The 25,069-nt window shown below is 68.8% G+C and carries 22 protein-coding genes; 7 read left to right on the top strand and 15 right to left on the bottom strand.

Going from position 1 to position 25,069, the window contains the following annotated elements:
• Nucleotides 1–8: 8 nt before the first annotated feature.
• From BS69_RS0105970 to bchF, 7 genes are read right to left on the bottom strand one after another with little or no spacing between them, the layout of a single operon-like run.
• Entirely contained in the window at nucleotides 9–1,430 is a 1,422-nt protein-coding gene (locus BS69_RS0105970; protein WP_029941057.1) for a BCD family MFS transporter, read from the bottom strand.
• Complete coding sequence (gene bchM / locus BS69_RS0105975) at nucleotides 1,427–2,143, bottom strand: magnesium protoporphyrin IX methyltransferase (RefSeq protein ID WP_029941058.1); 717 nt, start codon at nucleotides 2,141–2,143, stop codon at nucleotides 1,427–1,429. Before bchM ends, BS69_RS0105970 begins: the two co-directional genes overlap by 4 nt.
• Complete coding sequence (gene bchL / locus BS69_RS0105980) at nucleotides 2,143–3,045, bottom strand: ferredoxin:protochlorophyllide reductase (ATP-dependent) iron-sulfur ATP-binding protein (RefSeq protein ID WP_029941059.1); 903 nt, start codon at nucleotides 3,043–3,045, stop codon at nucleotides 2,143–2,145. Before bchL ends, bchM begins: the two co-directional genes overlap by 1 nt.
• Nucleotides 3,042–6,575, bottom strand: coding sequence for a magnesium chelatase subunit H (locus BS69_RS0105985; protein WP_029941060.1), 3,534 nt, complete (start codon nucleotides 6,573–6,575; stop codon nucleotides 3,042–3,044). Before BS69_RS0105985 ends, bchL begins: the two co-directional genes overlap by 4 nt.
• A complete protein-coding gene (gene bchB, locus BS69_RS0105990) occupies nucleotides 6,565–8,112 on the bottom strand; it encodes a ferredoxin:protochlorophyllide reductase (ATP-dependent) subunit B (RefSeq protein WP_029941061.1) in 1,548 nt (515 codons plus the stop codon). The genes BS69_RS0105985 and bchB overlap by 11 nt, the downstream gene beginning before the upstream one ends.
• A gap of 6 nt (nucleotides 8,113–8,118) precedes the next feature.
• Nucleotides 8,119–9,396: a ferredoxin:protochlorophyllide reductase (ATP-dependent) subunit N gene (locus BS69_RS0105995; RefSeq protein ID WP_029941062.1), complete on the bottom strand. Its 1,278-nt coding sequence runs from the start codon at nucleotides 9,394–9,396 to the stop codon at nucleotides 8,119–8,121.
• A complete protein-coding gene (gene bchF, locus BS69_RS0106000) occupies nucleotides 9,393–9,896 on the bottom strand; it encodes a 2-vinyl bacteriochlorophyllide hydratase (RefSeq protein WP_029941063.1) in 504 nt (167 codons plus the stop codon). Before bchF ends, BS69_RS0105995 begins: the two co-directional genes overlap by 4 nt.
• Nucleotides 9,897–9,998: 102 nt before the next feature.
• On the opposite strand from bchF, the gene BS69_RS0106005 reads away from it, so the two are divergent.
• Genes BS69_RS0106005 through BS69_RS0106030 form a run of 6 tightly spaced genes read left to right on the top strand, consistent with a single transcriptional unit; the run spans nucleotide 9,999 to nucleotide 16,342 of the window.
• Entirely contained in the window at nucleotides 9,999–10,976 is a 978-nt protein-coding gene (locus BS69_RS0106005) for a cobalamin B12-binding domain-containing protein (protein ID WP_169738064.1), read from the top strand.
• Nucleotides 10,977–11,002: 26 nt separating this feature from the next.
• Nucleotides 11,003–12,424, top strand: coding sequence for a transcriptional regulator PpsR (gene ppsR / locus BS69_RS0106010; RefSeq protein WP_029941065.1), 1,422 nt, complete (start codon nucleotides 11,003–11,005; stop codon nucleotides 12,422–12,424).
• Nucleotides 12,425–12,472: 48 nt separating this feature from the next.
• The gene (gene chlG, locus BS69_RS0106015; protein ID WP_029941066.1) at nucleotides 12,473–13,375 is read left to right on the top strand and encodes a chlorophyll synthase ChlG; all 903 of its coding nucleotides are present in this window, start codon (nucleotides 12,473–12,475) and stop codon (nucleotides 13,373–13,375) included.
• Nucleotides 13,372–14,685, top strand: a complete 1,314-nt coding sequence (locus BS69_RS0106020; RefSeq protein WP_051676575.1) for an MFS transporter — start codon at nucleotides 13,372–13,374, stop codon at nucleotides 14,683–14,685. The genes chlG and BS69_RS0106020 overlap by 4 nt, the downstream gene beginning before the upstream one ends.
• Nucleotides 14,658–15,845 carry a geranylgeranyl diphosphate reductase gene (locus tag BS69_RS0106025; protein ID WP_029941068.1) on the top strand — a complete coding sequence of 396 codons (1,188 nt, stop codon included), beginning with the start codon at nucleotides 14,658–14,660 and terminating at the stop codon, nucleotides 15,843–15,845. The genes BS69_RS0106020 and BS69_RS0106025 overlap by 28 nt, the downstream gene beginning before the upstream one ends.
• Nucleotides 15,842–16,342, top strand: coding sequence for a TspO/MBR family protein (locus BS69_RS0106030; RefSeq protein ID WP_029941069.1), 501 nt, complete (start codon nucleotides 15,842–15,844; stop codon nucleotides 16,340–16,342). Before BS69_RS0106025 ends, BS69_RS0106030 begins: the two co-directional genes overlap by 4 nt.
• A gap of 3 nt (nucleotides 16,343–16,345) precedes the next feature.
• Here the strand turns inward: BS69_RS0106030 and BS69_RS13210 are convergent, their stop codons facing one another.
• On the bottom strand, nucleotides 16,346–16,885 hold the full coding sequence (locus BS69_RS13210; RefSeq protein ID WP_037504404.1) for a c-type cytochrome: 540 nt from the start codon (nucleotides 16,883–16,885) through the stop codon (nucleotides 16,346–16,348).
• Between the two features lie 129 nt (nucleotides 16,886–17,014).
• On the opposite strand from BS69_RS13210, the gene BS69_RS0106045 reads away from it, so the two are divergent.
• Nucleotides 17,015–18,268: a DUF3422 family protein gene (locus tag BS69_RS0106045; RefSeq protein WP_029941071.1), complete on the top strand. Its 1,254-nt coding sequence runs from the start codon at nucleotides 17,015–17,017 to the stop codon at nucleotides 18,266–18,268.
• A 3-nt stretch (nucleotides 18,269–18,271) separates the two neighbouring features.
• Here the strand turns inward: BS69_RS0106045 and BS69_RS0106050 are convergent, their stop codons facing one another.
• Genes BS69_RS0106050 through cyoA form a run of 7 tightly spaced genes read right to left on the bottom strand, consistent with a single transcriptional unit; the run spans nucleotide 18,272 to nucleotide 24,992 of the window.
• Complete coding sequence (locus tag BS69_RS0106050) at nucleotides 18,272–18,805, bottom strand: response regulator transcription factor (protein WP_029941072.1); 534 nt, start codon at nucleotides 18,803–18,805, stop codon at nucleotides 18,272–18,274.
• Nucleotides 18,802–20,109 (bottom strand): sensor histidine kinase, encoded by a 1,308-nt coding sequence (locus BS69_RS0106055; RefSeq protein ID WP_084184334.1) that lies wholly within the window; start codon nucleotides 20,107–20,109, stop codon nucleotides 18,802–18,804. Before BS69_RS0106055 ends, BS69_RS0106050 begins: the two co-directional genes overlap by 4 nt.
• Nucleotides 20,109–20,810, bottom strand: coding sequence for an SURF1 family protein (locus BS69_RS0106060; protein ID WP_037504405.1), 702 nt, complete (start codon nucleotides 20,808–20,810; stop codon nucleotides 20,109–20,111). Before BS69_RS0106060 ends, BS69_RS0106055 begins: the two co-directional genes overlap by 1 nt.
• Nucleotides 20,807–21,190 carry a cytochrome o ubiquinol oxidase subunit IV gene (gene cyoD, locus BS69_RS0106065; RefSeq protein ID WP_037504406.1) on the bottom strand — a complete coding sequence of 128 codons (384 nt, stop codon included), beginning with the start codon at nucleotides 21,188–21,190 and terminating at the stop codon, nucleotides 20,807–20,809. Before cyoD ends, BS69_RS0106060 begins: the two co-directional genes overlap by 4 nt.
• On the bottom strand, nucleotides 21,187–21,819 hold the full coding sequence (gene cyoC, locus BS69_RS0106070) for a cytochrome o ubiquinol oxidase subunit III (protein ID WP_029941076.1): 633 nt from the start codon (nucleotides 21,817–21,819) through the stop codon (nucleotides 21,187–21,189). Before cyoC ends, cyoD begins: the two co-directional genes overlap by 4 nt.
• The gene (gene cyoB / locus BS69_RS0106075) at nucleotides 21,819–23,870 is read right to left on the bottom strand and encodes a cytochrome o ubiquinol oxidase subunit I (RefSeq protein WP_051676576.1); all 2,052 of its coding nucleotides are present in this window, start codon (nucleotides 23,868–23,870) and stop codon (nucleotides 21,819–21,821) included. The genes cyoC and cyoB overlap by 1 nt, the downstream gene beginning before the upstream one ends.
• A 9-nt stretch (nucleotides 23,871–23,879) precedes the next feature.
• Nucleotides 23,880–24,992: a ubiquinol oxidase subunit II gene (cyoA, locus tag BS69_RS0106080; protein WP_211248108.1), complete on the bottom strand. Its 1,113-nt coding sequence runs from the start codon at nucleotides 24,990–24,992 to the stop codon at nucleotides 23,880–23,882.
• Nucleotides 24,993–25,069 lie beyond the last annotated feature (77 nt).

Consider the following 25,069-nt stretch of genomic DNA (forward strand, 5'->3'; position numbering starts at 1 on the left):
TTTTCCTGTCAGCTCGGGAAGTGTGCCAGGCCGAAGCGCGGCGGATTGGCGGGCGGCGCGGTCTGCGCGCGCACCAGTGGCCCCAGCACCGCGACGGTGAGGAGCAACAGCAGGATTTCGGTGGCATAGACCGCGCCATAGCCGGTGGCGCGGACCGCGAGCGTCTCGCCGAGCCGGCCGTTGGTGGCGAGCCCGGCGATGGCGTCGCGGGCGAGCCCACCGATGAAGATTGCGGCTCCGGCGGCCGAGGCCTGAACCGCGCCCCACGCGCCGAGCGCGAGGCCCGATTGCGCGTCGCGGGCGAGCGTCATGGCAGCGACCAGGGTCCCGACCATGAACAGGCCGCCACCGAAGCCGATCAACGCCGCGCCGATCATCAGCAGGAGGGGGAGCGATGTCGGCGCGGCGAAGATCACGAACAGGAAGGCGAACAGGCCGGCAACGCAGCCGAAGCCGGCCAGGCGGTGCGGCTCGCTGCCGCGGGCGAGACGCGCGCCCGCCAGCGCGAAGCCGATGAGCGCGCCCAGCGCCCAGACCGAGGTCAGCGAGGTCGTCGCCCCGACCGACAGGTGCAGGATCTCACCGCCATAAGGCTCGAGCAGCACGTCCTGCATGCTGAAGGCCGCGGTGCCGAGACCGAGGCCGACCAGCAGCCGGCGGGTGGTCTCGGCGCGCATCAGCTGCGCCCAGACCTCGCCGAAGGAAGGGCCGGGCGTGTTGACAATGGCCGCGCGCGGACGCCGCGGTTCCTGCTTCCAGCTGGCGGCGATGTTGAGCACCAGGGTCAGCAGCGCCGCGCCCTGGATGACCTGGACCAGCCGGGTCGGCGAGAATTCGGTGAGGAGCCCGCCGATGACGAGCGCGCTCACCATCGTGCCGGCGAGTAGCATGACGTAGAGCAGCGCCACCGCGCGCGGCCGGGCATGTTCGGGCGCAAGGTCGCTGACGAGCGCGAGGCCGGCGGTCTGGGCGACGTGCAGGCCGGTTCCCGTCAGCAGGAAGGCGAAGCCGCAGCCCAGAAGCCCGACCGTGTGACCGGCGGGCACACTCAGGATCAGCAGGGCGAAGGGCATGAGCGCGAGGCCGCCGAACTGCAGCAATGTCCCGAACCACAGATAGGGCACGCGGCGCCAGCCGAGCAGCGAGCGATGATGATCGGACTTGTGGCCGATAAGCGCGCGGAACGGCGCGGCGAGCAAGGGAATGGCGATCAGCGCCGCGACCAGGCCCGCGGGCACGCCCAGCTCGACGATCATCACCCGGTTGAGCGTCCCGTTGAGCAGTGCGGCGGTCATGCCCGCGGTCAGCTGGAACAGCGAGAGGCGAAGCAGCCGGCCAAGCGGAAGCTCGACGGTCGCGGCATCGGCAAAGGGCAGCCAGGCGGTCGCGACCCTGGTCCACATGCCGGGCGAGAGGAGCCGCGCGCTCAACCGATCCTCACCAGCTCGAGCGCATGGCTCTTGTAGAAGCCGCTCGACACGCGGCGGCTGCGGCCGACGGTCCAGCCGGGAAGCGCGGCGAGCTGGCGCCGAAGCGCCTCCTCGCGGACGGGAACGATCGCGGGCGAGCGATTGGCGCGCGGAAAGATCCGGCCGACGAGCAGCATCGCCGCGAGGAGGTTGCTGTAGGGCGCGAAGGTGAAGACGATCGAGTGGCGGGTCCGGCTCGACAGCTCGGCCAGCGCCGCGACGAGGTCGGGGGTCGAATAATGGATGAGCGAATCCATCGCGACCACATGGTCCATGGCGCCAAGCGCGGGGTCGAGCATGTCGCCCGAGCGCCAGTCGATCGTCTCGCCGATCCCGGTGGCGCCGCGGGCGCGGGCGACTTCGACGAGGCCGTCGGCGACATCGATGGCCGTGACCCTGGCACCGCGCTCGGCCGCCGCCAGCGCGAAGGCACCGGTGCCGCAACCGGCGTCGAGGATGGTGCGCCCGGTGAGATCATGCGGAAGCCAGGACAAGAGGGTCGCGCGCATCTCGTCGCGGCCGGCGCGGACCGTCTGGCGGATGCGGCCGACCGAGGCGTCGGAAGTGAGGTCGATCCACGCCTTGCGCGCGGTGGAATCGAAATAGGTGCGCAGCCGCTCGCGCTGGCGGCCGTAGCGGGCGCCGATCGTCGTCGAGGAAGCCGCGCTCGCCATCATTCGAAGCCCAGGAAATCGAAGATGTCGCGGTCTTTCATCGGCTTGGCGGCATTGGGCTCGACCCCGGCCCAGAGCATGCGGGCAAGCCGCAGATATTCCTCACGCGCGGCCTGGACCTCGGGTCCGTCCTCCATCTCGAACAAAGTGCACTTCTTCAGCCGCGAGCGGCGGATCGCATCGACATCGCGGAAATGGGCAAGGCGGGTGAGGCCCGTCGCCTCGGCGAAACGGTCGATCTCGTCGGTCTGGGTCGAGCGATTGGCGATCACGCCGGCCAGGCGGACGTCGTAATTCTTGGCCTTGGCGCCAATGGCGGCGATGATGCGGTTCATCGCGAAGATGCTGTCGAAGTCGTTGGCGGCGACCACCACCGCCCGCTCGGCATGCTGCAAGGGCGCGGCAAACCCGCCGCAGACGACATCGCCGAGCACGTCGAAGATGACGACGTCGGTGTCCTCGAGGAGATGATGCTGCTTCAAGAGCTTGACCGTCTGCCCGACGACGTAGCCGCCGCAGCCGGTGCCCGCCGGCGGTCCGCCCGCCTCGACGCACATCACGCCGTTGAAGCCCTCGAACATATAGTCTTCGGGGCGCAGCTCTTCGTGGTGGAAATCGACGCTTTCGAGCACGTCGATGACCGTCGGCATCAGCTTCTTGGTCAGGGTGAAGGTGCTGTCGTGCTTGGGATCGCAGCCGATCTGGAGCACGCGGTGGCCGAGCAGGGAGAAGGCCGCCGATAGGTTGGACGAGGTGGTCGACTTGCCGATCCCGCCCTTGCCGTAAACGGCGAACACCTTGGCGCCCTTGATCCGGACCGCCGGGTCCTGCTGGACCTGGACCGAGCCCTCGCCGTCGCCATGCGACGAACCGGGAAGCGTGAAGGGACTGTCTAAAGTCATTCGGCTGCCATCAGGCCTTCCAGCCTGTCCTCGATCTCGTCGCTGGCCGCATGCAGGGCAGCGAGGGTTTCGGCGTCCGGCTGCCAATATTGCCGGTCATGCGCCTCCAGCAGGCGATCGGCCATTCGGGCCGAGGCCTTGGGATTGAGATTGGCGAGACGCGCGCGCATCTCGGGATCGAGCACGAAGGTCTCGCTGATCCGCTGGTAGATCCACGGCGCGACCGCCCCCGTGGTCGCCGACCAGCCGAGGGTCGTCGCGACATGCGCCTCGATGTTGCGCACGCCTTCGCCGCCATGCTTGAGCATGCCTTCGTACCAGGCGGGATTGAGCGTCCGGGTGCGGCTCTCGAGCTCGACCTGCTCGGCGAGCGTTCGGACCTTCGTCGCACCGCGCGTCGCGTCGACGATGTAGATGGGCGGGGCCTTGCCGCGGGCACGGGCGACCGAGCGGGTAATCCCGCCGAGGCTATCCATATATTGGTCGACGTCGGTCACCCCGAGCTCGACCGATTCGAGGTTCTGGTAGGTGAGTTCGACGCCGGCCAGCGCACTCTTGAGAAGACCGCGCTGGGCAACCGGCGGGCCCTTGCGGCCGTAGGCGAACCCCTTGCGCCGCTCGAAGACTTCGGCAAGCTCGTCAGGATCGGTCCAGGCCCCGCCGTCGACCAGCTGGTTGACGTTGGCGCCATAGGCCCCTTCGGCGTTGGAGAAGACCCGCAGCGCCGCCGTCTCCATGTCGCAGCCATGCTCGGCCATGTGCGCGAGGCTGTGCTTGCGAACGAAATTCTTGTCCTCGGGTTCGTCGGCGTTGGACGCGAGCCAGGCCGCCTCGGCCAGCATCCGCGTCTGCAGCGGCAGGAGGTCGCGGAAGATGCCCGACAGCGTGGCGATGACATCGATCCGTGGACGGCCGAGCTCGGCCAGCGGGATGAGTTCGGCGCCGGCCAGCCGGCCATAGCCGTCGAGGCGGGGGCGCGCGCCGATCAGCGCCAGCGCCTGGGCGATCTGCGCGCCCTCGCTCTTGAGATTGTCGGTGCCCCACAGGACCATGGCGAGGCTTTCGGGAAGCGCACCCGTGCCGGCCCCGTGCCGCGCGATCAGCTCGCGGGCCGCGGCCTCGCCCTGGGTCACCGCAAAGGCGCTCGGCAGACGGAAGGGATCGATCCCGTGGACGTTTCGACCGGTCGGCAGCACGTCGGGATTGCGGATGACGTCGCCGCCCGGGGCCGGCCGGACATAGCCGCCGTCGAGCGCGTGGACGAGCGCGCCCAGCTCGTCGGTGGCGTCGAGCCCGGCGGCGACCGCCTCGCGGCCATCCTCCGGCAGCGCGTCGAGGAAGCGGGTGCGAACGTCGCCCTCGGGCATGGCACCAAAGACATGCAGGCCGTCGGGAATGAGCGTCGTCTCAAGTTCGTAGAGGCGCCGGGCGATGGCGGCGGGACCGCCGGCGACGTCGAGGTCGATCTCTTCCGCCTTGGCCGCGACCAGCGCCTCGAGCTCGGCCGCCTCGGCTTCCTCGGAGGCGGTCACCCGCCAGCGTTCGACCAGCGCCTTGAGCTCGGCGAGCCCCTTGTAGAGCCCGGCATTGGCAAGCGGCGGGGTCAGGTAGCTGACCAGCGTCGCGCCGCTCCGGCGCTTGGCGAGCAGGCCCTCGGACGGGTTGTTCGCGGCATAGAGATAGAAATTGGGCAGGTCGCCGATCAGCCGCTCGGGCCAGCAGGTGTCCGACATGCCGGCCTGCTTGCCGGGCATGAACTCCAGCGCGCCATGGGTGCCGAAGTGAAGCACCGCATTGGCGCCGAAGTCCTCGCGCAGGTAGCGGTAGAAGGCGCTGAACGCATGGGTCGGCGCGAAGCTCTTCTCGAACAGCAGGCGCATGGGATCGCCCTCGATCCCGAAAGCCGGCTGGATCCCGACGAAGACGTTGCCGAAGCGATGGCCGAGGACATGGATACCGCTTCCGTCGGCCTGCTGACGGCCGGGCGCCGGACCCCATTGTCCTTCGATCTCGGCCAAGTGGGGCTCGCGGCGGACATGATCGTCGGCGCTGATCCGCACCGCGACATTGGCATCGCTTCCGAACCGCTCGCGGTTGCCGTCGAGGACCGCCTGGCGGAGCGTTTCGACGCTGTCGGGGACGTCGACCGCATAGCCCTCGGCGGCCAGCCGGTGCAGCGTGGCGTGAAGCGACTCCCATACCGCGAGGAAGGCGGCGGTGCCGGTCGCCCCGGCATTGGGCGGGAAGTTAAACAGGACGATGGCGAGCTTGCGCGCATCGCGGGGGGTGCAGCGCAGGGCAATCAGTCGCGCGGTCTTGGCGGCGAGCGCGGCGGCGCGTTCGGGGCAGCTCGCCATCGCCCGCATCGGCTGGCCGCCGGTCGCGGTGCGTCCCCCGAACACGCTGGTGCAGGTCGCACCGTCAAGCTCGGGAATGGCGACCATCATCATCGCCTCGAGTGGAAGCAGCCCCTGGCTGCCCTCCTGCCATTGCTCGATCGACTGGAATTCGAGCGCCTGGGCGGCGATGTACGGAAGGTCGAGCCCGGCCAGGGTCGCGACCGCGCCGTCGGCGTCATTGTAGGCGGGACCGCCGACCAGGCTGAAGCCGGTCAGGCTGACGATGGCATCGACCGTCGGCTTCCCGTCACGCACGAAGTAACGCTCGATCGCAGGGCGCGAGTCGAGCCCGCTGGCGAAGGCCGGGACGACCGTGAGCCCCCTCGCCTCCATCGCCGCGATCACCCCGTCATAATGGCCGGTGTCGCGCCCGAGGAGGTAGGAGCGCAGCATCAGCAGGCCGACGGTGCCATTGGCCCCCTCGGACCTCGGCAGATCCTCGAGCCGCTCGACGATCCGCTGGCCGAGCGCGGGATGGTAGAGGCCGACGTCGGGATAGTCGCGCGGCGGCTCGGCCTTGAGCGTGCCGCGAAGGGCCCGCCGTTCACCGTCGGCATAGCGGTCGACCAATGCGCGGACCATCGCCACGACATTGTCGTCGGACCCGGCCAGCCAATATTGCAGCGTCAGGAAATAGGCGCGCACGTCCTGCGCCGCGCCCGGGATGAAGCGGAGCAGCTTGGGCAGCCGCCGAAGCATCTTCATCTGCCCCGCGCCCGAGCTTGCGCCGGGCTTCTTCGATCCGCGCAGGCGCTTCAGCAGCGCCATCGGCCCGCGCGCGGGCACGTCCATCCGGTAATTGCCGAGGCGGGTCAGCTGGACCACTTCGGCCCCGCTCATCAGCCCGAGCATCGCGTCGCATTCCTCGCGCCGAGCCTGGAGCGCCGGCATGACCGCGCGGATATGGTCGTCGAGGAACAGCATGGTCGCGACGACGATGTCGGCGCGGGCGATGTCGTCGCAGGTCGCTGCAAGCGCCGCGGGATCGCGGTCCCACTCGCTGGCGGCGTGGAAGTCGACCCGGATGCCGTCTTCGGCAAGGCGCAGGTTCGCGCGGTCGACCGCACCGGCGAGATGCTTATCGAGGGTGACGATCGCCACCCGAACGGGAATGGGCGCGCTACCGGCCATAATGCGCCTTGGCGTCGTAGAGGGTCGCAAGCTCGATCGTCGCAAGCCCACGCTCGGCGGCGAAGGCCTCGGTGTTGCGGCGCGCCTTGCCGCGCACGAAGAACGGGATCTTGCGCAGCTCGGCCTCGGCGTCGGCGGTCCAAGCCCCTTGCCCATCCGACGGCGCACTGACCGCCGCATGCTCAGTCTCGCTCGGCACGAGCGGGGCTGGCGCATGGCTGTGCAAATGGCTCGGCCCCGCGCCGTCGTGGAACTCGGGATCGTCGCGGAACATCGTCAGCAGATGCTCCTCGAGGCCCATGACCAGCGGATGCACCCAGCTGTCGAAGAGGACGTTCGCGCCCTCGATCCCCATCTGCGGGCTGTGCCGCGCGGGGAAATCCTGGACGTGGACCGGGGCCGAGATGACCGCACAGGGGATCCCAAGCCGCTTGGCGATGTGGCGCTCCATCTGCGTGCCCAGCACCAGTTCGGGCTGGGCCGCGATGATCGCCGCTTCGACCTCGAGATGGTCATCGGAGACGAGCGGATCGAGCCCGAGCTCGGCCGCGACCGCGCGGATTTCGCGGGCGAATTCGCGATTGTAGCAACCGATGCCGCAGACCTCGAAGCCGAGCTCTTCACGCGCGACTCGGGCGGCGGCGGCGGCATGGGTCGCGTCGCCGAAGACGAACACGCGCTTGCCGGTGAGATAGGTGGAATCGACCGAGCGGCTCCACCACGGCAGGCGCAGCGTCGGGTCATCGAGCGCGGGCGCCGGATCGACCCCGGCGAGCGCCGCCACTTCGGCGATGAACCGGCGGGTCGCGGCGGCGCCGATCGGGATCGTCTTGGTGCAAGGCTGAACGTGCACCCGCTCGAGCCAGCGCGCGGTCTCGTCGCCGATTTCGGGATAGAGGCAGATGTTGAAGCGGGCGTCCGGGATGCGCGCGATATCGGCCGGGGCGGCGCCAAGCGGGGCGACGACATTCACCGCGATCCCAAGCATCTCGAGCAGGCGGGTGATCTCGCGGACGTCGTCGCGGTGGCGGAAGCCGAGCGCGCAGGGCCCGAGGATATTGGCGCTCAAGCGGCTGCGATCGGGCACCGCCTCGGGTTTCGGGCAGAGCGCGCGAACGATCTGGTAGAAGGTCTCGGCCGCGCCCCAATGTTCCTTGCGGCTGTAGCTAGGAAGCTCGAGCGCGACGACCGGGCACGGGAGGCCGAGCGCCGTGGCAAGGCCGCCGGGATCGTCCTGGATGAGTTCGGCGGTGCAGGACGCGCCGACGATCATCAGTTCGGGCTTGAAGCGATCGTAAGCGTCGCGCGCGGCGGACTTGAACAGGTCGGCGGTGTCCTTGCCGAGGTCACGGGCCTGGAAGGTGGTGTAGGTCACCGGCGGCCGCTCGCCCCTTCGCTCGATCATGGTGAAGAGGAGGTCGGCGTAGGTGTCGCCCTGCGGCGCGTGGAGGACGTAGTGGACCCCGCGCATGGCGGTCGCGACCCGCATGGCTCCGACATGCGGCGGTCCCTCGTAGGTCCAGACGGAGAGTTTCATCGCCGCCTAGACCTTGAGCACGTCGCGGCGCCGCAGCGGCCGGGCGAAGAGTTCGGCGAGATCGCCGGCCTGGTCGAAGCCGTGGATCGGGGTGAAGACCAGCTCGATCGCCCATTTGGTCGACAGCCCTTCGGCCTCGAGCGGATTGGCGAGGCCGAGCCCGCAGACGGTGAGGTCGGGCCGTGCGGCGCGGACCCGGTCGAGCTGGCGGTCGACGTCCTGGCCCTCGCTCAGCACCACGTCGGCGGGCAGGGCGTCGAGCTCCGGCGCGAGGTGGCGGGCGTGAAGATAGGGGGTGCCGACCTCGATCAGGCGCATGCCGAGCTCGGCGTGAAGGAAGCGCGCCAGCGGCACCTCGAGCTGCGAGTCGGGCATGAAGAAAATCGACTTGCCGGCGAGGCGCTCGCGGTGGCGTTCGAGCGCGCGTTTGGCCCGTTCGCGGCCCGGGGCGATCGTGCGGCGGAAGAGCAGCGGATCGACCGCGAAGCAGTCAGCCGCCGCCTGCAGCCAGGCGGCGGTACCGTCGGCGCCAAACGGGAATGGCGCTGGCAGGCGAATGGCGCCGCGACCATCGATGACCGATGCCGTCTCACCGAGGAAGGGCTGGGCGAGAAGATAGCGGCTGTGCGGGCCGATGGCCGGCAGGTCGACCGAGGAGCGGCCGGGGAAGAAGCGGACCGGCACGCCCATTTCGGCGAACAGCCGCGCGAACTGGTCCTCGACGATGTCGGGGAGGGCGCCCACCACCAGCAGCTCGGGCTCCAGCGCCGACGCTGCCTGAGCTGGGGTCTCGGGCAGCGAGCGGGCGAGCGCTGCAAGGCAGGCGTCCTCCCCTTCCGTGAAGGTGGTTTCGATGCCGCTTCCCGAATAACTGAGGATGCGGATGCCCGGTCGGGCGTCCTGAAGGCGCTGGGCGGCGCGCGGCAGGTCGAGCTTGATGACTTCGCTGGGACAGCTACCGACCAGGAACAGGGTGCGGATGTCGGGCCGCCGTTCGAGCAGCCGGCCGACCTCGCGGTCGAGCTCCTCATTGAGGTCGGCGAGCCCGGCGAGGTCCTTTTCCTCCATGATCGCGGTGGCGAAGCGCGGCTCGGCGAAGATCATCACGCCCGCCGCCGACTGGATGAGGTGCGCGCAGGTGCGCGAGCCGACCACGAGGAAGAAGGCGTCGGGCATCTTGCGATGGAGCCAGACGATTCCGGTCAGTCCGCAGAAGACCTCGCGCTGCCCGCGTTCGCGCAGGACCGGCCGAACCGGGGCGACCGCAGGCGCCGCGACGCTCATGCGCCGACCGCCTGGAGTCGAGGGGCACCTTCGAGTCGGGCGAGCCGCAGCTTCCACAGAAACTGGCCGGCGTTGACGACGTAAGTGACATAGGCTGCGAGGGCGACGAGCATTCGATCCGAGGTAGATCCGAATTCGCCGACCAGCATCACGACATAGGCCGTGTGCAGCGCGATCACGAGCATGCTGAAGACGTCTTCCCAGAAGAAGGGCGCGGCGAAGAGCCAGCGGCCGAAGACCTTCTTCTCCCAGGCGGCGCCGGTGACCATGATCGTGTAGAGCGTCGCAGTCTTGGCGAGAACCGAGATGTCGGCGGCGAATGCCCCCTCGCCGGTCAGCAGGTAGCGCAGGACGAGGCCCAGGCTGACGAGGAAGACGAGAAACTGGATCGGGGCAAGAATTCCCTGAACCAGGGTCCAGCGAGTCGAGTCGCGGCGGCGACGTTGTTCGGCCGTGTAGATCGGCGCTCCCACCCGTCCCCTTCCGTCCTGCCCGTGCATGAAAGCCTGGCCCTCACTTCAACGCGAAGGTTACGCCCCCCTTGCGCAAAGTGTCAATCTGCCTTGACGTAAGCTATTTTTGACAGATGTCGGCTACCCGCATTGCCAGCCCGCTCCGAGTTCGATAGCCTCCCGGCCGGAACGACGTTCACGCGGCAGGTACGCCCATCGTTTCTGGCCGACGCAAAAGCGCCGACTACACTCGAGGAGACCGCAATGGCCTCAGTGATCGGTGTCGGACCCTGGGGGACGGGGACTGGCAGGACGGGACGAAGGAAGCGCGACTCGGGCCATCGCGGTGCCCGCGGCAAGGCGCACGTCGAACACGTCATCGAGTCGGAAGTCATTCCCCGCCTGCTCGTCTCGCACGACATCCTCCCGCATTCGATGCCGACGGGCAGCGGTGCCGTCGACCCGATCGAGGTCGCCGCCTTCGCGCCGCTCGCGGTCACGCTCGAAGCCCATGAACTGCTCGCCGAGGTCGAGGCCTTCGCCCGCCGCGGCCTCAGCGTCGAACGCATCTTCATCGAACTGCTGGCCCCCGCCGCCCGCTGGCTCGGCGACGAATGGACCGAGGACCGGATCGACTTCCTCGACGTCACCATGGGGCTGTGGCGGCTTCAGGAAGTGCTTCGCGAGCTCGCCGCGCGCTATCCCTCGTGCGGGCTCGGGCCGTGCTCGCCCCGCTCGGCGCTGTTCGCGCCCGTCCCCGGCGACCAGCACAGCTTCGGCGCCGCGATGATCGACGAATGCTTCTCGCGCGCGGGTTGGGATACCGAATTGCTGCTCAGCCCGACCCGAACGAGCCTGCTCGAGGAAATCAGCACGAGGCATTTCGACGTGGTCGGATTGACCGTCTCCAACGACTGCCATATCGGCCCGCTCTCCTCGCTTGTGACGGCGGTGCGAAACGTGTCCCGGAATCCGAATATCTGCATCATGCTGGGCGGCCGCGTGCTGACCGCGGACCCGGGACTTGCCGAACGGGCAGGCGCGGATGCGACGGCAGCGACGGCGATTGACGCCCTCGCCATCGCGGATCGCCTGATCGCCCCGTCCGTTCACGTCGCCACCGCCTGATTGCGCCACCCGGCGCCGGAGCATTGATGAAGCAAGCGACCCCCAGCGCCGACGATACGCGTCGCTTCAGGCAGGCCAGCCAGTGGCTGGGCCAGCTTGACGCCGATGTCGCCGCCGAGCTGGCCGCCGCCGGCGGGGACCTTGCGCTGCTGATCGATCGCGACGGCGTCATTCGCGACGTCGCCTCGGGCGAGGAAGACGAGCTCGAACTTCGGCAGTGGCTCGGCCGGCAATGGGCCGACACCGTGACCGACGAGGGCCGGGTCAAGGTTGCCGAGATGCTGGCGAGCCCGTCCGGCGCCGCCGCGCGCTGGCGTCAGGTCACCCACCCCGCCACCGGCCACGACATCCCCGTTCGCTACCGGGTGGTGAAGCTCGCCAATGGCGCTACGCTGGCGATCGGCCGGGACGAGCGGATCCTCGCCCGATTGCAGCAGCGCCTGCTCCAGGTGCAGCAAAGTCTCGAGCGCGATTATCTGCGGCTGCGCCAGGCGGAATCGCGCTACCGGCTGCTGTTCGAAATGACGGCCGAGCCGATGCTCATCGTCGATGCCGCCAGCCTCCGCATTCGCGAGATCAATCCGGCCGCGTCGCGGATCCTCACCGGCAGCGGCAACCTCCCCGGCCAGCCGCTGGTCGCGCAGGTCAATGCCGAGCATCGCGACCGGCTGATCGCCTTCCTCGGCGCGGCCGGCACCGGCAACAGCATCGCCCCGGTTCGGATCGAGCTCGCGCGCTCGGGCGAGGAAGTGGCGCTGTCGGCACGCCTGTTCCGCCAGCAGGGCGAGGGCTATTTCCTGGTCGGCCTCGCCACCGACCGCGACTCCGCGCTCCAGCCCGAAGAACGGCTCACGCTCGATCTCGTCGAGCGCCTGCCCGACGCCTTCGTCCTCACCGATTCCGCGCTCACCGTCGTCAGCGCCAACAGCGCCTTCTCCGAACTCGTCCATGCCGCCACGGTCGAGCAGCTGGTCGGGCGCCCGCTCGGCGACTTCCTCGGGCGGCCGGGGATCGACCTCGACCTCATCCGCGCCCAGGTCGGCGAGCATGGCGTCGCCCGCAATGTCGCCACGATCGCCCGCGGTATCGACGGCGGGCAGGAGGAGGTCGAAGTGTCGGCCGTCCGCACCGGCGACGGGCACGCCCATTATGCCTTCACCATGCGGCTGGTCGCTCGCCGCCTGCGCGACCTGCCCCCGGTCACCCGCGACCTCCCCCGCTCGGTCGAGCAGCTGACCGACCTCGTCGGGCGGATGCCGCTCAAGGACATCGTGCGCGAGAGCACCGACCTCATCGAGCGGCTCTGCATCGAGGCGGCGCTCAACTACACCTCGAACAACCGCGCCTCGGCCGCCGAAATTCTTGGCCTCAGCCGGCAGAGCCTTTATTCCAAGCTTCACCGCCACGGCATGGCCAGGATGGACGACACTGACGCCGCCGCCGAATAAGTGTCCAATTCGTTTGACGCCGTAGAGTGTCTGACATAGCCTACGGCCATGACTCGGCTTGCCCGCCAGCTCGCGCCGCCGGCGCCTCCTGCCGCTGCCGACATCCTTGAGCTTACCAAGCCGATCACCTGGTTTCCGCCGATGTGGGCGTTCGGCTGCGGCGTGGTCGCCTCGGGCCAGCCGGTTGGCGGAAAGCTCCTCCTCCTCATTGCCGGCGTGGCGCTGACCGGGCCGCTCGTCTGCGGCACCAGCCAGATGGTCAACGACTGGTTCGACCGCCACGTCGACGCCATCAACCAGCCCGAGCGGCCGATCCCCTCGGGACGGATCGCGGGAAGCTGGGGGCTGTGGCTCGCCTGTCTCGGCACTGCCGGGTCCCTGGCGTTGGCCGCGACCATGGGCAGCCTCGTCTTCCTGGCGACCATCGCCGCGCTGGTGCTGGCCTGGGCCTATAGCGCCCCGCCCGCGCGGCTGAAGACGAGCGGCCTGTGGGGCCCCCTCGCGGTCGGCCTCAGCTACGAATCGCTGACCTGGTTCACCGGCTCGGCGCTGATGCTCGGCGCCCTGCCCCCGGTCACGACCCTCGAGGTGCTGCTGCTCTACGGCATTGGCGCCTGGGGCATCATGACCCTGAACGACTTCAAGGCGGTGGAGGGTGACCGGCTGACGGGCGTGCGCTCGCTCCCGGCGGAAGTCGGAATCAACCCGGCGGTCCTGCTGGCCTGCCTCGCCATGGCCATTCCCCAGGCGCTGGTGGTGCTGCTCCTGCTCGGCCAGGGACTGGACAAGAGCGCGGGGGCGGTAGCGATCAGCCTCGCCCTGCAGGTCGCCTGCATGGCGCGGCTTACCACCGATCCCAAGCGCTTCGCTCCCTGGTACAATGCGACCGGGGTCACCCTCTACGTCCTCGGCATGGCGGCCGCGGCGATCGGGCTCGGATCGCTCGCATGAACGGCTGGGGCGTGATCCTCCGCCTCGGCACCGTCCAGGCGGCGATCGGCGCCATGGTGATGCTGGCGACATCGCTTCTCAACCGCGTCATGGTGGTCGAGCTCGGGCTCGCCGCGGCCATCCCCGCGGGTCTGGTCGCCTGGCATTATGCGGTGCAGCTGTCGCGCCCCTTGAGCGGCCATGCCTCGGACCGCACCGGCCGGCGGACGCCGTGGATCGTCGCGGGCATGAGCCTGCTTGCGCTGGGCTCGCTGATCGCGGTCGAGGCCGTCGCCGCGCTGCCCGTCGGCGCGGCGTCACAGCTGACGACCCTCGTCCTCGGCTTCACCATGATCGGCCTCGGGGTCGGCGCCGCCGGGACCGCGCTGCTCGCGCTGCTTGCCGCCGCGGTCCCGCCCGACCGCCGCGCCGCCGCCGCTGCGACGACATGGATCATGATGGTGGCGGGGATCGCGGTCGCGGCGGGAGTCGCGGGTAGCCTGCTCCAGCCCTTCACCTTCGACCGTCTGGTCGTGGTCGCGGGCGGGCTGGTCGCCATCGCCCTCGCCGCCGCGCTCGCCGCGATCGTCCGGCTCGAGCGCGGCATCACCGTCGCCGAGCCCCGGCCGGCGGTGCCTTTCGGGAGCGCCCTCCACGAGGTCCGCCGGGACCGCGAGGCCGTCCGCTTCACCCTCTTCGTCTTCCTGTCGATGCTCGCCTACAGCATGCAGGACCTGATCCTCGAGCCCTTCACCGGCCTCGTCTTCGGTGCGGCACCCGGCCAGTCGACCCAATATGCCGGGGTCCAGCACGGCGGGATCCTGATCGGCATGGTGCTGGCGGGCCTGGGCGGCGGGCGGGCGCGGCGGCGCTGGGGCCTGTCGCTCCAGTGGTGGACCGTCGGCGGCTGCCTCGGCTCGGCCATCGCGCTCGCCGGCCTCGCCGGCTCGGCGCTCGCCGGACCTCCCTGGCCGATTGCCGGCAACATCTTCCTCCTCGGCCTGATGAACGGCATCTTCGCCGCCGCTGCGATCGGCGCGATGATGGAGCTTGCCGGCACCGACGGCTCGGCGCGGGCCGGCGTCCGGATGGGAGTGTGGGGCGCGGCGCAGGCTTTTGCCTTCGGCACCGGCGGCCTCCTTGGCGCGGTCATCACCGACATCGCGCGGCGCTTGCTTGGCCATGACGGGCAAGCCTTTGCGCTCACCTTCGCCGGCGAGGCCGGCCTGTTCCTCGTGGCCGCCTTGTTCGCGGTCCGCCTGCCCGCCGCAGCCCGCGGCCGCCCCGAAGCTGGAGACTATCAATGGAGCGCTTCGACGCCGTCGTCATAGGTGGCGGCCCCTCGGGGGCCACCGCCGCCGACGACCTCGCGCTGGCCGGCCGCAAGGTGCTGCTGCTCGACCGGGCCGGGCGGATCAAGCCATGTGGCGGCGCGGTCCCGCCGCGGCTGCTCGAGGACTTCGCCATCCCCCATTCGCTGCTGGTCGCCCGCGCGACTTCGGCGCGGATGATCGCCCCCTCCTCCAAGGCGGTGCGGATGCCCGTCGGCGATGGCTTCGTCGGAATGGTCGACCGCGACACCTTCGACGAATGGCTCCGCAATCGTGCCGCCAGCCACGGCGCGCACCGTCGCACCGGCTCGTTCGAGCGGATCGAGCGCAATGCCGAGGGCGGCGCGGTCGTCTGCTATCGCGAGGAACGCGGCGGCGAGTTGATCCGGGTCGGGGCACGCTCGGTGATCGGGGCCGACGGCGCTCGGTCCGCCGTCGCCCGCGAGTCCCTCCCCGGCGCCGAGCGCGTGCCCTGCGTCTTCGCCTATCACGAGGTGATCAGCGCGCCCGACATCGACAACAAGGCCTATGAAGGCGAGCGCTGCGACGTCTTCTACCAGGGCGACCTCTCGCCCGATTTCTACGGCTGGATCTTTCCGCACGGGAAGACCGCCAGCGTCGGCGTCGGCGTCGCCAACAAGGGCTTTGCCCTGCGCGACGCGGTCAAGACCATGCGCGCGCGAAACGGGCTCGAGGATTGCACGACGATCCGCCGCGAGGGCGCGCCGATTCCGCTGAAGCCCCTCAAACGCTGGGACAATGGCCGCGACGTGGTCGTCGCCGGCGACGCCGCAGGCGTGGTGGCACCAGCCTCCGGCGAAGGCATCTATTATGCCATGACCTGCGGGCGCATGGCGGCCGAAGCGGTCGCCGAATTCCTCGACAGCGGCGACCCGAAGGCACTCGGGCTCGCTCGCAAGCGCTTCATGAAGGCCCATGGCCGGGTCTTCTGGGTGCTGCGGATGATGCAATATTTCTGGTATTCGTCGGACAAGCGACGCGAGCGCTTCGTCCACATCTGCGACGATCCCGACGTCCAGCATCTCACCTGGCAGGCCTATATGAACAAGCGGCTCGTCAAGGCGAAGCCCGGCGCTCACCTGCGCATCTTCCTCAAGGATACCGCCCATTTGCTGGGCCTGGCGACGGTGCGGGCATGACCCGCGAGGACGATCTCGGGCGGCCCTGGCTGCTGCCGGCCACGCTGGCGGCGGGCTGCGCGATCATCGTCGCGATGGTCGGCATGACGCTGACCGACCTCGGTCCTTGGTATCAGTCGCTGCGCCAGCCCGACTGGGCGCCGGCGCCGGCCGTCTACGGGGTCGCCTGGACGACCATCTATGCGCTGGCGGCGCTCTCGGCGGTCAGTGCGTGGAGCGCCGCGCCCAATCGCGCCTCGGCCGAGCTGATCGTCGGCGCCTTTGCGCTCAACGGCTTCCTCAACATCGTCTGGAGCCTGCTGTTCTTCAACGCGCGACGGCCCGACCTCGCTTTCTACGAGGGGATCGCGCTGTGGCTGTCGGTCGCCGCGCTGATCCTCCTGTGCCTCAGACATTCGCGCCCGGCAGCGCTCCTCCTCCTGCCCTATCTGGCGTGGGTGAGCGTTGCCGGGCTGCTGAATGCCGAGGTGGTCCGCCTGAACGGACCCTTCGGTTGAGCCTTACTTCTGGGTCGCCAGCCAGGCGATCAGGTCGGCGCGCTTCTGCGGGTCCTGGATGCCGGCAAAGGCCATCTTGGTGCCCGGAACGACGCGCTGCGGGTTCTCGAGATACTGGAACAGCTTCTCGGGGGTCCAGGTGATGCCGCTGTTCTTGTTGGCGGCCGAATAGGCATAGCCCGGCTCGACGCCCGAGTGGCGGCCGACAATGGCATGGAGGCTCGGCCCGATCCGGTTCACGCCGGCGTCGGTGACGTGGCAGGTCTTGCACTGGATGAAGACCGCCTCGCCCTTGCTGGCATCACCGGTGAAGTCGGCGAGCTTGGCGCCGCTGACGGTGGCGGTGTCGGCAGCGGCCGGAGCAGCCGCGGCGGCGGGAGTCGCGGCGGGCGCGGCCGCAGCGGTGTTGGTGGCGGCCGGCGCCGTGGTGTTGGCCGCGGTCGTCGTTCCCTCGCTCTTCGAGGAGTCGCCGCCGCCGCCGCAAGCTGTGGCCGATACAGCAACGAAAAGGGCAGAGGCGATAAAGCTGGAAGTGCGATTCATGAACGATTCCTCCCTGACTGCGACGCGGAAGTAAGCAGAAACTTCGAAGCCCGGCAATGAATACAAAGGCCAGTTGTCAACGTCGCAATTACCGGGTTTTCTCCATCAAACGGCAGAAGGGTCACACCCGTGGAATTCCACCCCTCGCGCGATACCCTGCTTGCCGAGGTCCATGCCCGGCCCTCGACTCCGATCGAAGCGCCGATGCTGGTCACCCGGATCGCCGCTCTGTCGGGCCAGGAGGGGGTCGCCGCCGACCGCCGGCACATCGCCGACCTCTGCACCCGCATGGGCAAGACCAGGCCCGCCGACGACTCGGTCTGGTGCGCGATCGACGGCGGCGACTGGCAGCTCCGCTGGGAGCGGCACGGCGAATTCTCGAGCTGGACCTTCTTCGCCAAACCCAATTGGGTCGCGGGCGAAAGCGCGACCGACCGGGTGCCCAAGGCGTGGCTCGACTCGCTGCCGGGGCCGGTCCTCGTGCTGACCACCCTCATCATCGACCGGGTCGAGGAGGAACAGGCAATCGACGCCGCCCGCTCCGAGGCGATCGGCTCGCGCGTGATGGGGGGCGCCGCGACCGTCCTTACCGATCTTCGCGCCGATGCCGCGGGTATGACCCGCTTCCTGCTGACGATGCACCGCGACGACCCCGTCCTCACGGGCCGGATTGCGCTCATCCTGCTCGAGATCGAGAGTTACCGGCTGATGGCGCTGCTCGCCTTCCCGGTCGCCCAGCAGACCGCCGCCAAGCTGTTCGACATCGAGGCCGAAGCCCGCGAGCTGACCGAGAAGATCGCGACGCATCTCGGGGTCGACGACGACCGCGACCTCCTCGCCAGACTGGTCGCCCTGTCGGGACGGATGGAGGCCATGGGGGCGAGCACCAGCTTCCGCTTCGGCGCCGCGCGCGCCTATTTCGACATCGTCCAGACCCGCATCGGCTGGCTCGGCGAAGAGCCCCTGCCCGGCCGCCAGACCATCCGCGAATTCATGGATCGCCGCCTCGTGCCCGCGATCCGGACCTGCGTCAGCGTCGCCGACCGCGAGGCCGGGATGATCGCCCGCATCGCCCGCGCCGGCCAGATGCTCAGCACCCGGGTCGAGCTCGTCACGCAGAAGATCAACGCCGACCTCCTGAACTCGATGAACCGCCGCGCCTCGATGCAGCTCGGGCTCCAGCGGACGGTCGAGGGCCTGTCGGTCGCGGCGGTCTCTTATTACGTTGTCTCGCTGCTGCTGATCCCGGTGAAGGCGCTCGGCGACCATCGCGCGGGGCTCCGGACCGACCTCATCACGATCGCCCTGGTGCCCATCGTGGTCCTGCTGGTGTGGCTGTCGCTGCGCCGGATCGGCAAGCGGATCGACGACGACGACCACTAGGCCCTAGCGGACCGGGCGCTTCTCCAGCTTCCGGGCAAGCGTCCGGCGGTGCATCCCGAGCCGCCGCGCCGTCTCCGAGATGTTGAAGCCCGTCGCGATCAGCGTCTCGTTGATCTTCTCCCATTCGAGCGTCTTGATCGAGGTCGCGCGCCCGTCGACCGGGACGTCGGCATCGCCCGCGACCCGGCCGAAGGCGGCCTCGATGTCGTCGGTGTTGCTCGGCTTGGGAAGATAATGGGCCGCGCCGAGCTTGATCGCCTCGACCGCGGTGGCGATGCTGGCGAAGCCGGTGAGGACGACGATGCGGGTGTCGGGATTGGCCTCGGCGAGCGCGGCGACGCACGGCAGTCCCGAATGCACGCCGAGCTTGAGGTCTACCACCGCGAAGTCGAAGCCGGTCTGGGCCAGCAGCGCCTCCAGCGCATTCGGGCTGAACGCGGTGCTGACGGCATAACCCCGCCGTTCGAACGAACGGGCGAGGGTGCGCGCGAAATCCTCGTCATCCTCGACGATCACCAGTCGCCGCCCGGCGCTCATGCGGAGGCCTCGGCACCGACCAGCGGAAGCGCGATGCGGACCGACGCCCCGCCCTCGCGGCGATTGCGCGCGGTCAGTTCGCCGCCCAGCCGGCGCGCGACACTGGCAGCGAGGAACAGCCCGAGGCCATGGCCCGGCCCCTTGTTCGAGCGCCCGGCGAGGCCGAGCTCGTCGAGCTGCTGGCGGGTAAAGCCGCGCCCGCGGTCGACGACGTCGATGACCAGTCGCTCGCCGCGAATTCCGGCGCGCAGGCCGATTCCTCCCGGCGAGGCCTCGCCGGCATTGTCGAGCAGGCTCCACAATGCCTGCCGGAGCGCGGGCTCGGCGGGAACGCGAAGCCCGCGGACATGGGCGACGTCGCAGGCGATCGGCACGCTCTCGCGCATCTCGCGCCAGTCGGCGACCAGCCCCTCGAGCAGGCCGGCGGCCTCGACCGAGGCCATGGCCTCGCCCCGCGTCTGACCGGACGTGTCGAGAATGTCGCTGACGATCTCGCGGCAGCGCTCGACCGCCCGGCGCGCGTCGCCCAGTTCCTCGAGGAAAGCCGGGTCACGCGACAAGGCGGGATCGCGCTGCCAGTCGCCGATCAGCACCGACAGCGAGGACAGGGGGGTGCCGAGCTCGTGCGCCGCGCCGCTCGCGAACAGGCCCATGCGCACGATGCTGTCCTCCTCGGCGGCGCTGCGGCGAAGCTCGGCGACATAAAGCTCGCGCGCGCGCAGGTTGCGGATGATCCGGGTCATGAAGGCGACCAGCAGCACCGCGACCATGACGAAGGCGATTTCCTCGCCCAGCAGGCGCAGGTCGAGCTTGCGGTCGACCGCCGGCGGAAGCGCCAGCGGCAGGTGGTTGAAGGTCAGGAAAACGAAGGCCACCACCGAGAGGACGACCAGCAGCCAGGCCCGGCTGGCAGGCAGCAGGATGGCGCCGAGCACGATCTGGAGGAGGTAGAGCGAGACGAAGGGATTGTTGGTCCCGCCCGACAGGTAGAGCTGCGCGGTCAGCGCCGCCATGTCGAGCAGCAGCGCGAGGAGGAGCTCGCCCGGGACCACCCAGGCAGTGCGCAGCGTCGAAGCGAAGAGGAGGTTGCCCAGGGCGAGCAGCGCGGCGATCGCCAGCATCGGCCCCAGCGGCAGCGGCACGCCCAGCCCGAGGCTCGCCGCCAGGATCGCCGCCACCTGGCCGCCGACCGCGATCCACCGCAGCTGGTTCAGCAGCCGCATGTTCTCGACCACGACCTGCTGGGTGCTGCGGCCGGTGGTGCGCGTCGTGTGCGGCGTCAGGGCGAGCAACGGGGCGTCCATCAGGGACGACTATCGGGGCTTTTCCAGACCAGGACCAGCCCGACGATGCTGAGCGCGGCGAGGCCGAACCAGGTCAGCGCGTAGACGAGGTGCGCATTGCGGAAGCGGACCACGGTCAGCCCGCCGCGCGGCCAGCCGGCCTGGCCCCTGGCGGCGGCGGCATCGATGAAAAAGGGCGCGACCTTGCCCAGTCCCCTCCTCGCCGCGATGGCCGCGACGTCGCGCGAATAGAACAGGTCCTGCGCGGGCCGGTTGGGGCGGAGGACGCGGCCCCCGGGCTCGCTCGGACGGAGAAGCCCGGTGACGCTGACCTCTCCGGCAGGCGAAGGCGCAAAGGCGGTCTTCTTGGGCACGAAGCCGCGATTGACGAGGATGGTGCCGGTGGCGGTGCGAAGCGGGGTGAGGACCCACCATCCGGGCCCGAGCTCGGTCAGTGCGTCGACCCGGGTGGCCTGGTCGTCCGCGAACCGGCCGCTGACGGCGACCCGGCGATAGTCGATGTCCGAAGGCGCCAGGGTCGCCCACTCCCCTGGCGCGGGCGGCGCGACCGGCGGGGCGGCGAGCCGGGCCTCGACCCGGCGGATGAGGTCGAGCTTCCACTGAAGCCGCTCGACCTGCCAGATGCCGAGGCCGCCGAACAGCAAGGCGAGGAGCCCGCAGAGCGACAGCAGGAGGACGCGCTTGGGCGCACCCCGGGTCACGGCGTGCCGGCGACCTCGCCGCTGTCCATCATCCCCGGCATCATGTTGCTGTTGAGATGGTACATGATCCACAGCGAGCCCGCGATGGTGATCACCAGCAGCACGCCGGTGAAGACATAGGCGAGCAGGGTCCAGCCGCCTTCCGAGGTCGTGTTCACGTGCAGGAAGCAGATGGTGTGAACGAGGATCTGCGCCACCGCGAACAGGATCACCAGCACCGCGGTCGCGGTCGGGTCGGCGAGCGGACGGGCCATCACCAGCCAGAAGGGGATGATGGTCAGGACCGCCGACAGCGCGAAGCCGATCAGATAGCTCTTGCGGGTGCCGTGGGTCTGGCCGTCGTCATGCGCGTGGAGGTCGGTGTCGGCGGACGAACTCATCGCAGCATTCCCAGAAGATAGACGAAGGTGAAGACGCCGATCCAGATGACGTCGAGGAAGTGCCAGAACATGCTGAGGCACATCAGCCGGCGCTTGTTGACCGTGTTGAGGCCGAACCGGCCGACCTGCACCAGCATGATCCCGATCCACAGGATGCCGACGCTGACGTGAAGCCCGTGGGTCCCGACCAGGGTGAAAAAGCCCGACAGGAAGCCCGAGCGCTGCGGTGTCGCGCCCTCGTGGATCAGCTTGCCGAACTCGTAGAGCTCGACCGCGACGAAGCTCATTCCGAGCAGCGCGGTGATGGCGAGCCAGGTCTGGACCGAGCGGACCCGGCCCTTGTCCATGGCCAGCATCGCGAAGCCGTAGGTGATCGAAGACACCAGCAGGATCGCGGTATTGAGCGCGACCAGCGGAAGCTCGAAGATCTCGCGCGGGCTGGGACCGCCGGCGAAGCTCGAGGAGAGCACGCCATAGGTCGCGAACAGCGAGGCGAAGATGAGCGCGTCGCTCATCAGGTAGATCCAGAAACCCAGCAGGACCGGGCTCGAGTGGCTGCCGTGGCCGTCCGCCTCGTCGAGGTGGAAGACGTCGCGGTCGACGGGGGCGGCGGGAGTGGGCTTGAGCATCAGCGGGCTCCCACCGGCGCCGGGTGGCGGTCTTCGATGGTCGGCACGGGCTTGGCCGGCGCCGCGGCGGCGGGGGTGAGGAAGCCGATCCGCTCGCGTTCGGTCCTCGCGACCTCGTCGGCCGGGATGTCATAGTCCCGGTCGTAGTCGAAGCTGTGCCAGATGGTCACCGCGACCAGCGCCAGCGCCGAGACGATCGCCAGCCACCAGATGTACCAGACCATCGCGAAGCCGAGCGCGGCGGCGAGCCCGGCCTGGATCACCGGCGTGCCCGTGTTGCGCGGCATGTGGATCGGCCGGAAGCCGTCCTTGGGGTGGTCGTAACCGCGGCACTTCATGTCATACCAGGCGTCGAGGTCGTGGATCACCGGCGTGAAGGCGAAATTATAGGCCGGCGGCGGCGAGCTCATCGACCATTCGAGCGTCCGCGCGTCCCACGGATCGTTGCCGACCCTGAGCCTTTCGCGGTCGCGGATCGAGACCACGATGCTGATCAGGAAGCCGACGATGCCGACGAGGATGATCGCGGCGCCGATCGCGGCGACGATGAAGTAGGGCTGGAGCGTCGGATCGTCGAAATGACGCACCCGGCGCGTGGTCCCCATCAGGCCGACGATGTACATCGGCGTCCAGGCGACCCAGTAGCCGATCACCCAGCCCCAGAAGTGGACCTTGCCCCACTTCTCGTCGAGCTTGAAGCCGAACGCCTTGGGCCACCAATATTCGATCCCCGCGAACAATCCGAACACCACGCCGCCGATGATCACATTGTGGAAATGGGCGACGAGGAACAGGCTGTTGTGGAGCACGAAGTCGGCCGGCGGGACGGCCAGCAGAACGCCGGTCATGCCCCCCACCGTGAAGGTGAGCAGGAAGGCGACGACCCACATCATCGGCAGCTCGAACCTTATCTCGCCCCGGTACATGGTGAACAGCCAGTTGAAGATCTTCGCGCCCGTCGGGATCGAGATCACCATCGTCGCAATGCCGAAGAAGCTGTTGACGCTGGCGCCCGAGCCCATGGTGAAGAAGTGGTGGAGCCAGACGAGGAAGCTCAGGATCGTGATGACCACCGTCGCATAGACCATCGACGAATAGCCGAAGAGGCGCTTGCCGGTGAACGTGCTGGTCACTTCCGAGAAGATGCCGAACACCGGCAGGACCAGGACGTAGACCTCGGGGTGACCCCAGATCCACACCAGGTTCCAGTACATCATCGGATTCCCACCAAGGTCGTTGGTGAAGAAGTTGGTGCCGATGTAGCGGTCGAGCATCAGCATGCCGAGCGCGCCCGTCAGGATCGGGAAGATGGCGATGGCGAGCGTCTGGCTGCACAAAGTCGTCCAGCAGAAGACCGGCATCTTCATCATGCTCATGCCCGGCGCGCGCATCTTGATGATGGTCGTCACCATGTTGATCGCGCTGAGCGTGGTGCCGACGCCCGCGATCTGGAGCGCCCAGAGATAATAGTCGGGCCCGACGCCGGGCGAATTCTCGAGATTGGCGACGGGCACGTAGTTGAGCCAGCCCGCGGTCGAGAACTCGCCGACGAACAGCGAGACCATCACCAGCCCGGCGCCCGCCGCGGTCAGCCAGAAGCTCAAGGAGTTGAGATAGGGAAAGGCAACGTCGCGCGCGCCGATCTGGAGCGGCATCACGAAGTTGATCACGCCCGAGATCAAGGGAATCACCACGAAGAAGATCATGATCGTCCCGTGGGCGGTGAAGATCTGATCGTAATGGTGGGCGTTGAGGTAGCCCTCATTCGCCCCGAAGGCGATCGCCTGCTGCGCGCGCATCATGATCGCGTCGGAGAAACCGCGAAGCAGCATCACCACGCCGAGGATCATGTACATGATCCCGATCTTCTTGTGGTCGACGGTGGTGAACCACTCGTTCCACAAATAGCCCCACAGCTTGAGCTTGGTGATGGCGCCGAGCACCGCGAGCCCGCCCAGCGCGACCACGATGAAGGTGCCGACTACGATCGGCTCGTGGATCGGCAGGCTGTCGAGGCCGAGGCGGCCGAAGATGATCTTGGGATCGAACACGGGTGGTGCCTAGCTCATGTTGCGGTTGGCAGGATCGCCGGGCTTGGTGACGCCAGGCGCCTTGCTCGGATCGATCGGCTTGCCGACGTTGGTTCCGGTGCCCTTTTCCTCGGGCGACTTCATCAGCGCGCCCTCGGGCTTCTGGCCGGCGATGGGCGCCGAGCCGCGGCCCGCCGGCATCGCCATGCCCTGGTGCATGCCACGGCCCATGTCCTTGGCCATGACCTCGCTCATGCACGGCTGGCCGGGGAGCAGGCAGCGCTCAAGGATGCGCTTGTAGATGTCGGGCTCGGCCGCGGCGAACAGGATCGGCGGGACCTTTTCGGTCGGCTTGAGGAGCGCGATGGCGGTCGCCCGGTCGAGCGTCCGGCCGCTCGCCTTGGCCTGGCCGATCCAGCCGGCGAACTGCTGCTCGCTCACCCCGCGGATGCGGAAGCGCATGCCCGAGAAGCCCGCGCCACTGTAATTGCCCGAATAGCCCTGGTCGTCGACCGGCCGGTCCAGCACCGCGTGGAGCGTGCTCTGCATGCCCGGCATGGCATAGACCATCCCCGCCATGGTCGGCGCGTAGAAGGTGTTCATCATGTTCGACGAGGTGATGTCGAAGCGCACCGGCCGGTCGAGCGGGAGGACGAGGTCGTTGACCGTCGCAATGCCCTGTTCGGGGTAGATGAACAGCCACTTCCAGTCGAGCGAGACGACCTGGACCCGAAGCGGCGGGAGGCTCTTCTCGGCCTGCCCCTCGAGCGCGGTCGCCTTGGCATTGATCGGCCGGAAGGGATCGAGCAGGTGGGTGCTCGACCAGGTCAGCGCGCCCAGCGCGATGATGATCAGCAGCGGGGCCGACCAGATGACGAGCTCGAGGCTGGTCGAATGGTCGAACTTGGGATCGTAGGTTCCGCCATTCCCCTTGCGGTAGCGCCAGGCGAAAACCACGATCAGCACCATCACGGGCACGATGATCAGCAGCATCAGCGCGGTCGAGATGTAGATCAGATCGCGCTGCTGGCGCGCGACGTCGCCCGCGGGATTGAGCACCCCGCGGTCGCAGGCGCCGAGCAGCAGTACGCAAACGGCAAGCGCCGCGCACTTCAGTCGATTGGAAACGGTCTGCAATTGCATGGCGCCCACCTAGGCTGCCGCCAAAATCGGCGACATTGGACAAAATGTCCAATCCCTCCCAACCGACTGCTGCGGCA

The sequence above is a fragment of the Sphingomonas astaxanthinifaciens DSM 22298 genome (assembly GCF_000711715.1).
Taxonomy (GTDB): domain Bacteria; phylum Pseudomonadota; class Alphaproteobacteria; order Sphingomonadales; family Sphingomonadaceae; genus Sphingomicrobium; species Sphingomicrobium astaxanthinifaciens_A.

Coding starts and splice junctions, on each gene's coding strand:
- bchM (WP_029941058.1), bottom strand. CDS start 2,143: ATGGCGAGCGCGGCTTCCTCGACGACGATCGGCGCCCGCTACGGCCGC.
- bchL (WP_029941059.1), bottom strand. CDS start 3,045: ATGACTTTAGACAGTCCCTTCACGCTTCCCGGTTCGTCGCATGGCGAC.
- BS69_RS0105985 (WP_029941060.1), bottom strand. CDS start 6,575: ATGGCCGGTAGCGCGCCCATTCCCGTTCGGGTGGCGATCGTCACCCTC.
- bchB (WP_029941061.1), bottom strand. CDS start 8,112: ATGAAACTCTCCGTCTGGACCTACGAGGGACCGCCGCATGTCGGAGCC.
- BS69_RS0105995 (WP_029941062.1), bottom strand. CDS start 9,396: ATGAGCGTCGCGGCGCCTGCGGTCGCCCCGGTTCGGCCGGTCCTGCGC.
- bchF (WP_029941063.1), bottom strand. CDS start 9,896: ATGCACGGGCAGGACGGAAGGGGACGGGTGGGAGCGCCGATCTACACG.
- ppsR (WP_029941065.1), top strand. CDS start 11,003: ATGAAGCAAGCGACCCCCAGCGCCGACGATACGCGTCGCTTCAGGCAG.
- chlG (WP_029941066.1), top strand. CDS start 12,473: ATGACTCGGCTTGCCCGCCAGCTCGCGCCGCCGGCGCCTCCTGCCGCT.
- BS69_RS0106020 (WP_051676575.1), top strand. CDS start 13,372: ATGAACGGCTGGGGCGTGATCCTCCGCCTCGGCACCGTCCAGGCGGCG.
- BS69_RS0106025 (WP_029941068.1), top strand. CDS start 14,658: ATGGAGCGCTTCGACGCCGTCGTCATAGGTGGCGGCCCCTCGGGGGCC.
- BS69_RS0106030 (WP_029941069.1), top strand. CDS start 15,842: ATGACCCGCGAGGACGATCTCGGGCGGCCCTGGCTGCTGCCGGCCACG.
- BS69_RS13210 (WP_037504404.1), bottom strand. CDS start 16,885: ATGAATCGCACTTCCAGCTTTATCGCCTCTGCCCTTTTCGTTGCTGTA.
- BS69_RS0106050 (WP_029941072.1), bottom strand. CDS start 18,805: ATGAGCGCCGGGCGGCGACTGGTGATCGTCGAGGATGACGAGGATTTC.
- BS69_RS0106055 (WP_084184334.1), bottom strand. CDS start 20,109: ATGGACGCCCCGTTGCTCGCCCTGACGCCGCACACGACGCGCACCACC.
- cyoD (WP_037504406.1), bottom strand. CDS start 21,190: ATGAGTTCGTCCGCCGACACCGACCTCCACGCGCATGACGACGGCCAG.
- cyoC (WP_029941076.1), bottom strand. CDS start 21,819: ATGCTCAAGCCCACTCCCGCCGCCCCCGTCGACCGCGACGTCTTCCAC.
- cyoA (WP_211248108.1), bottom strand. CDS start 24,992: ATGCAATTGCAGACCGTTTCCAATCGACTGAAGTGCGCGGCGCTTGCC.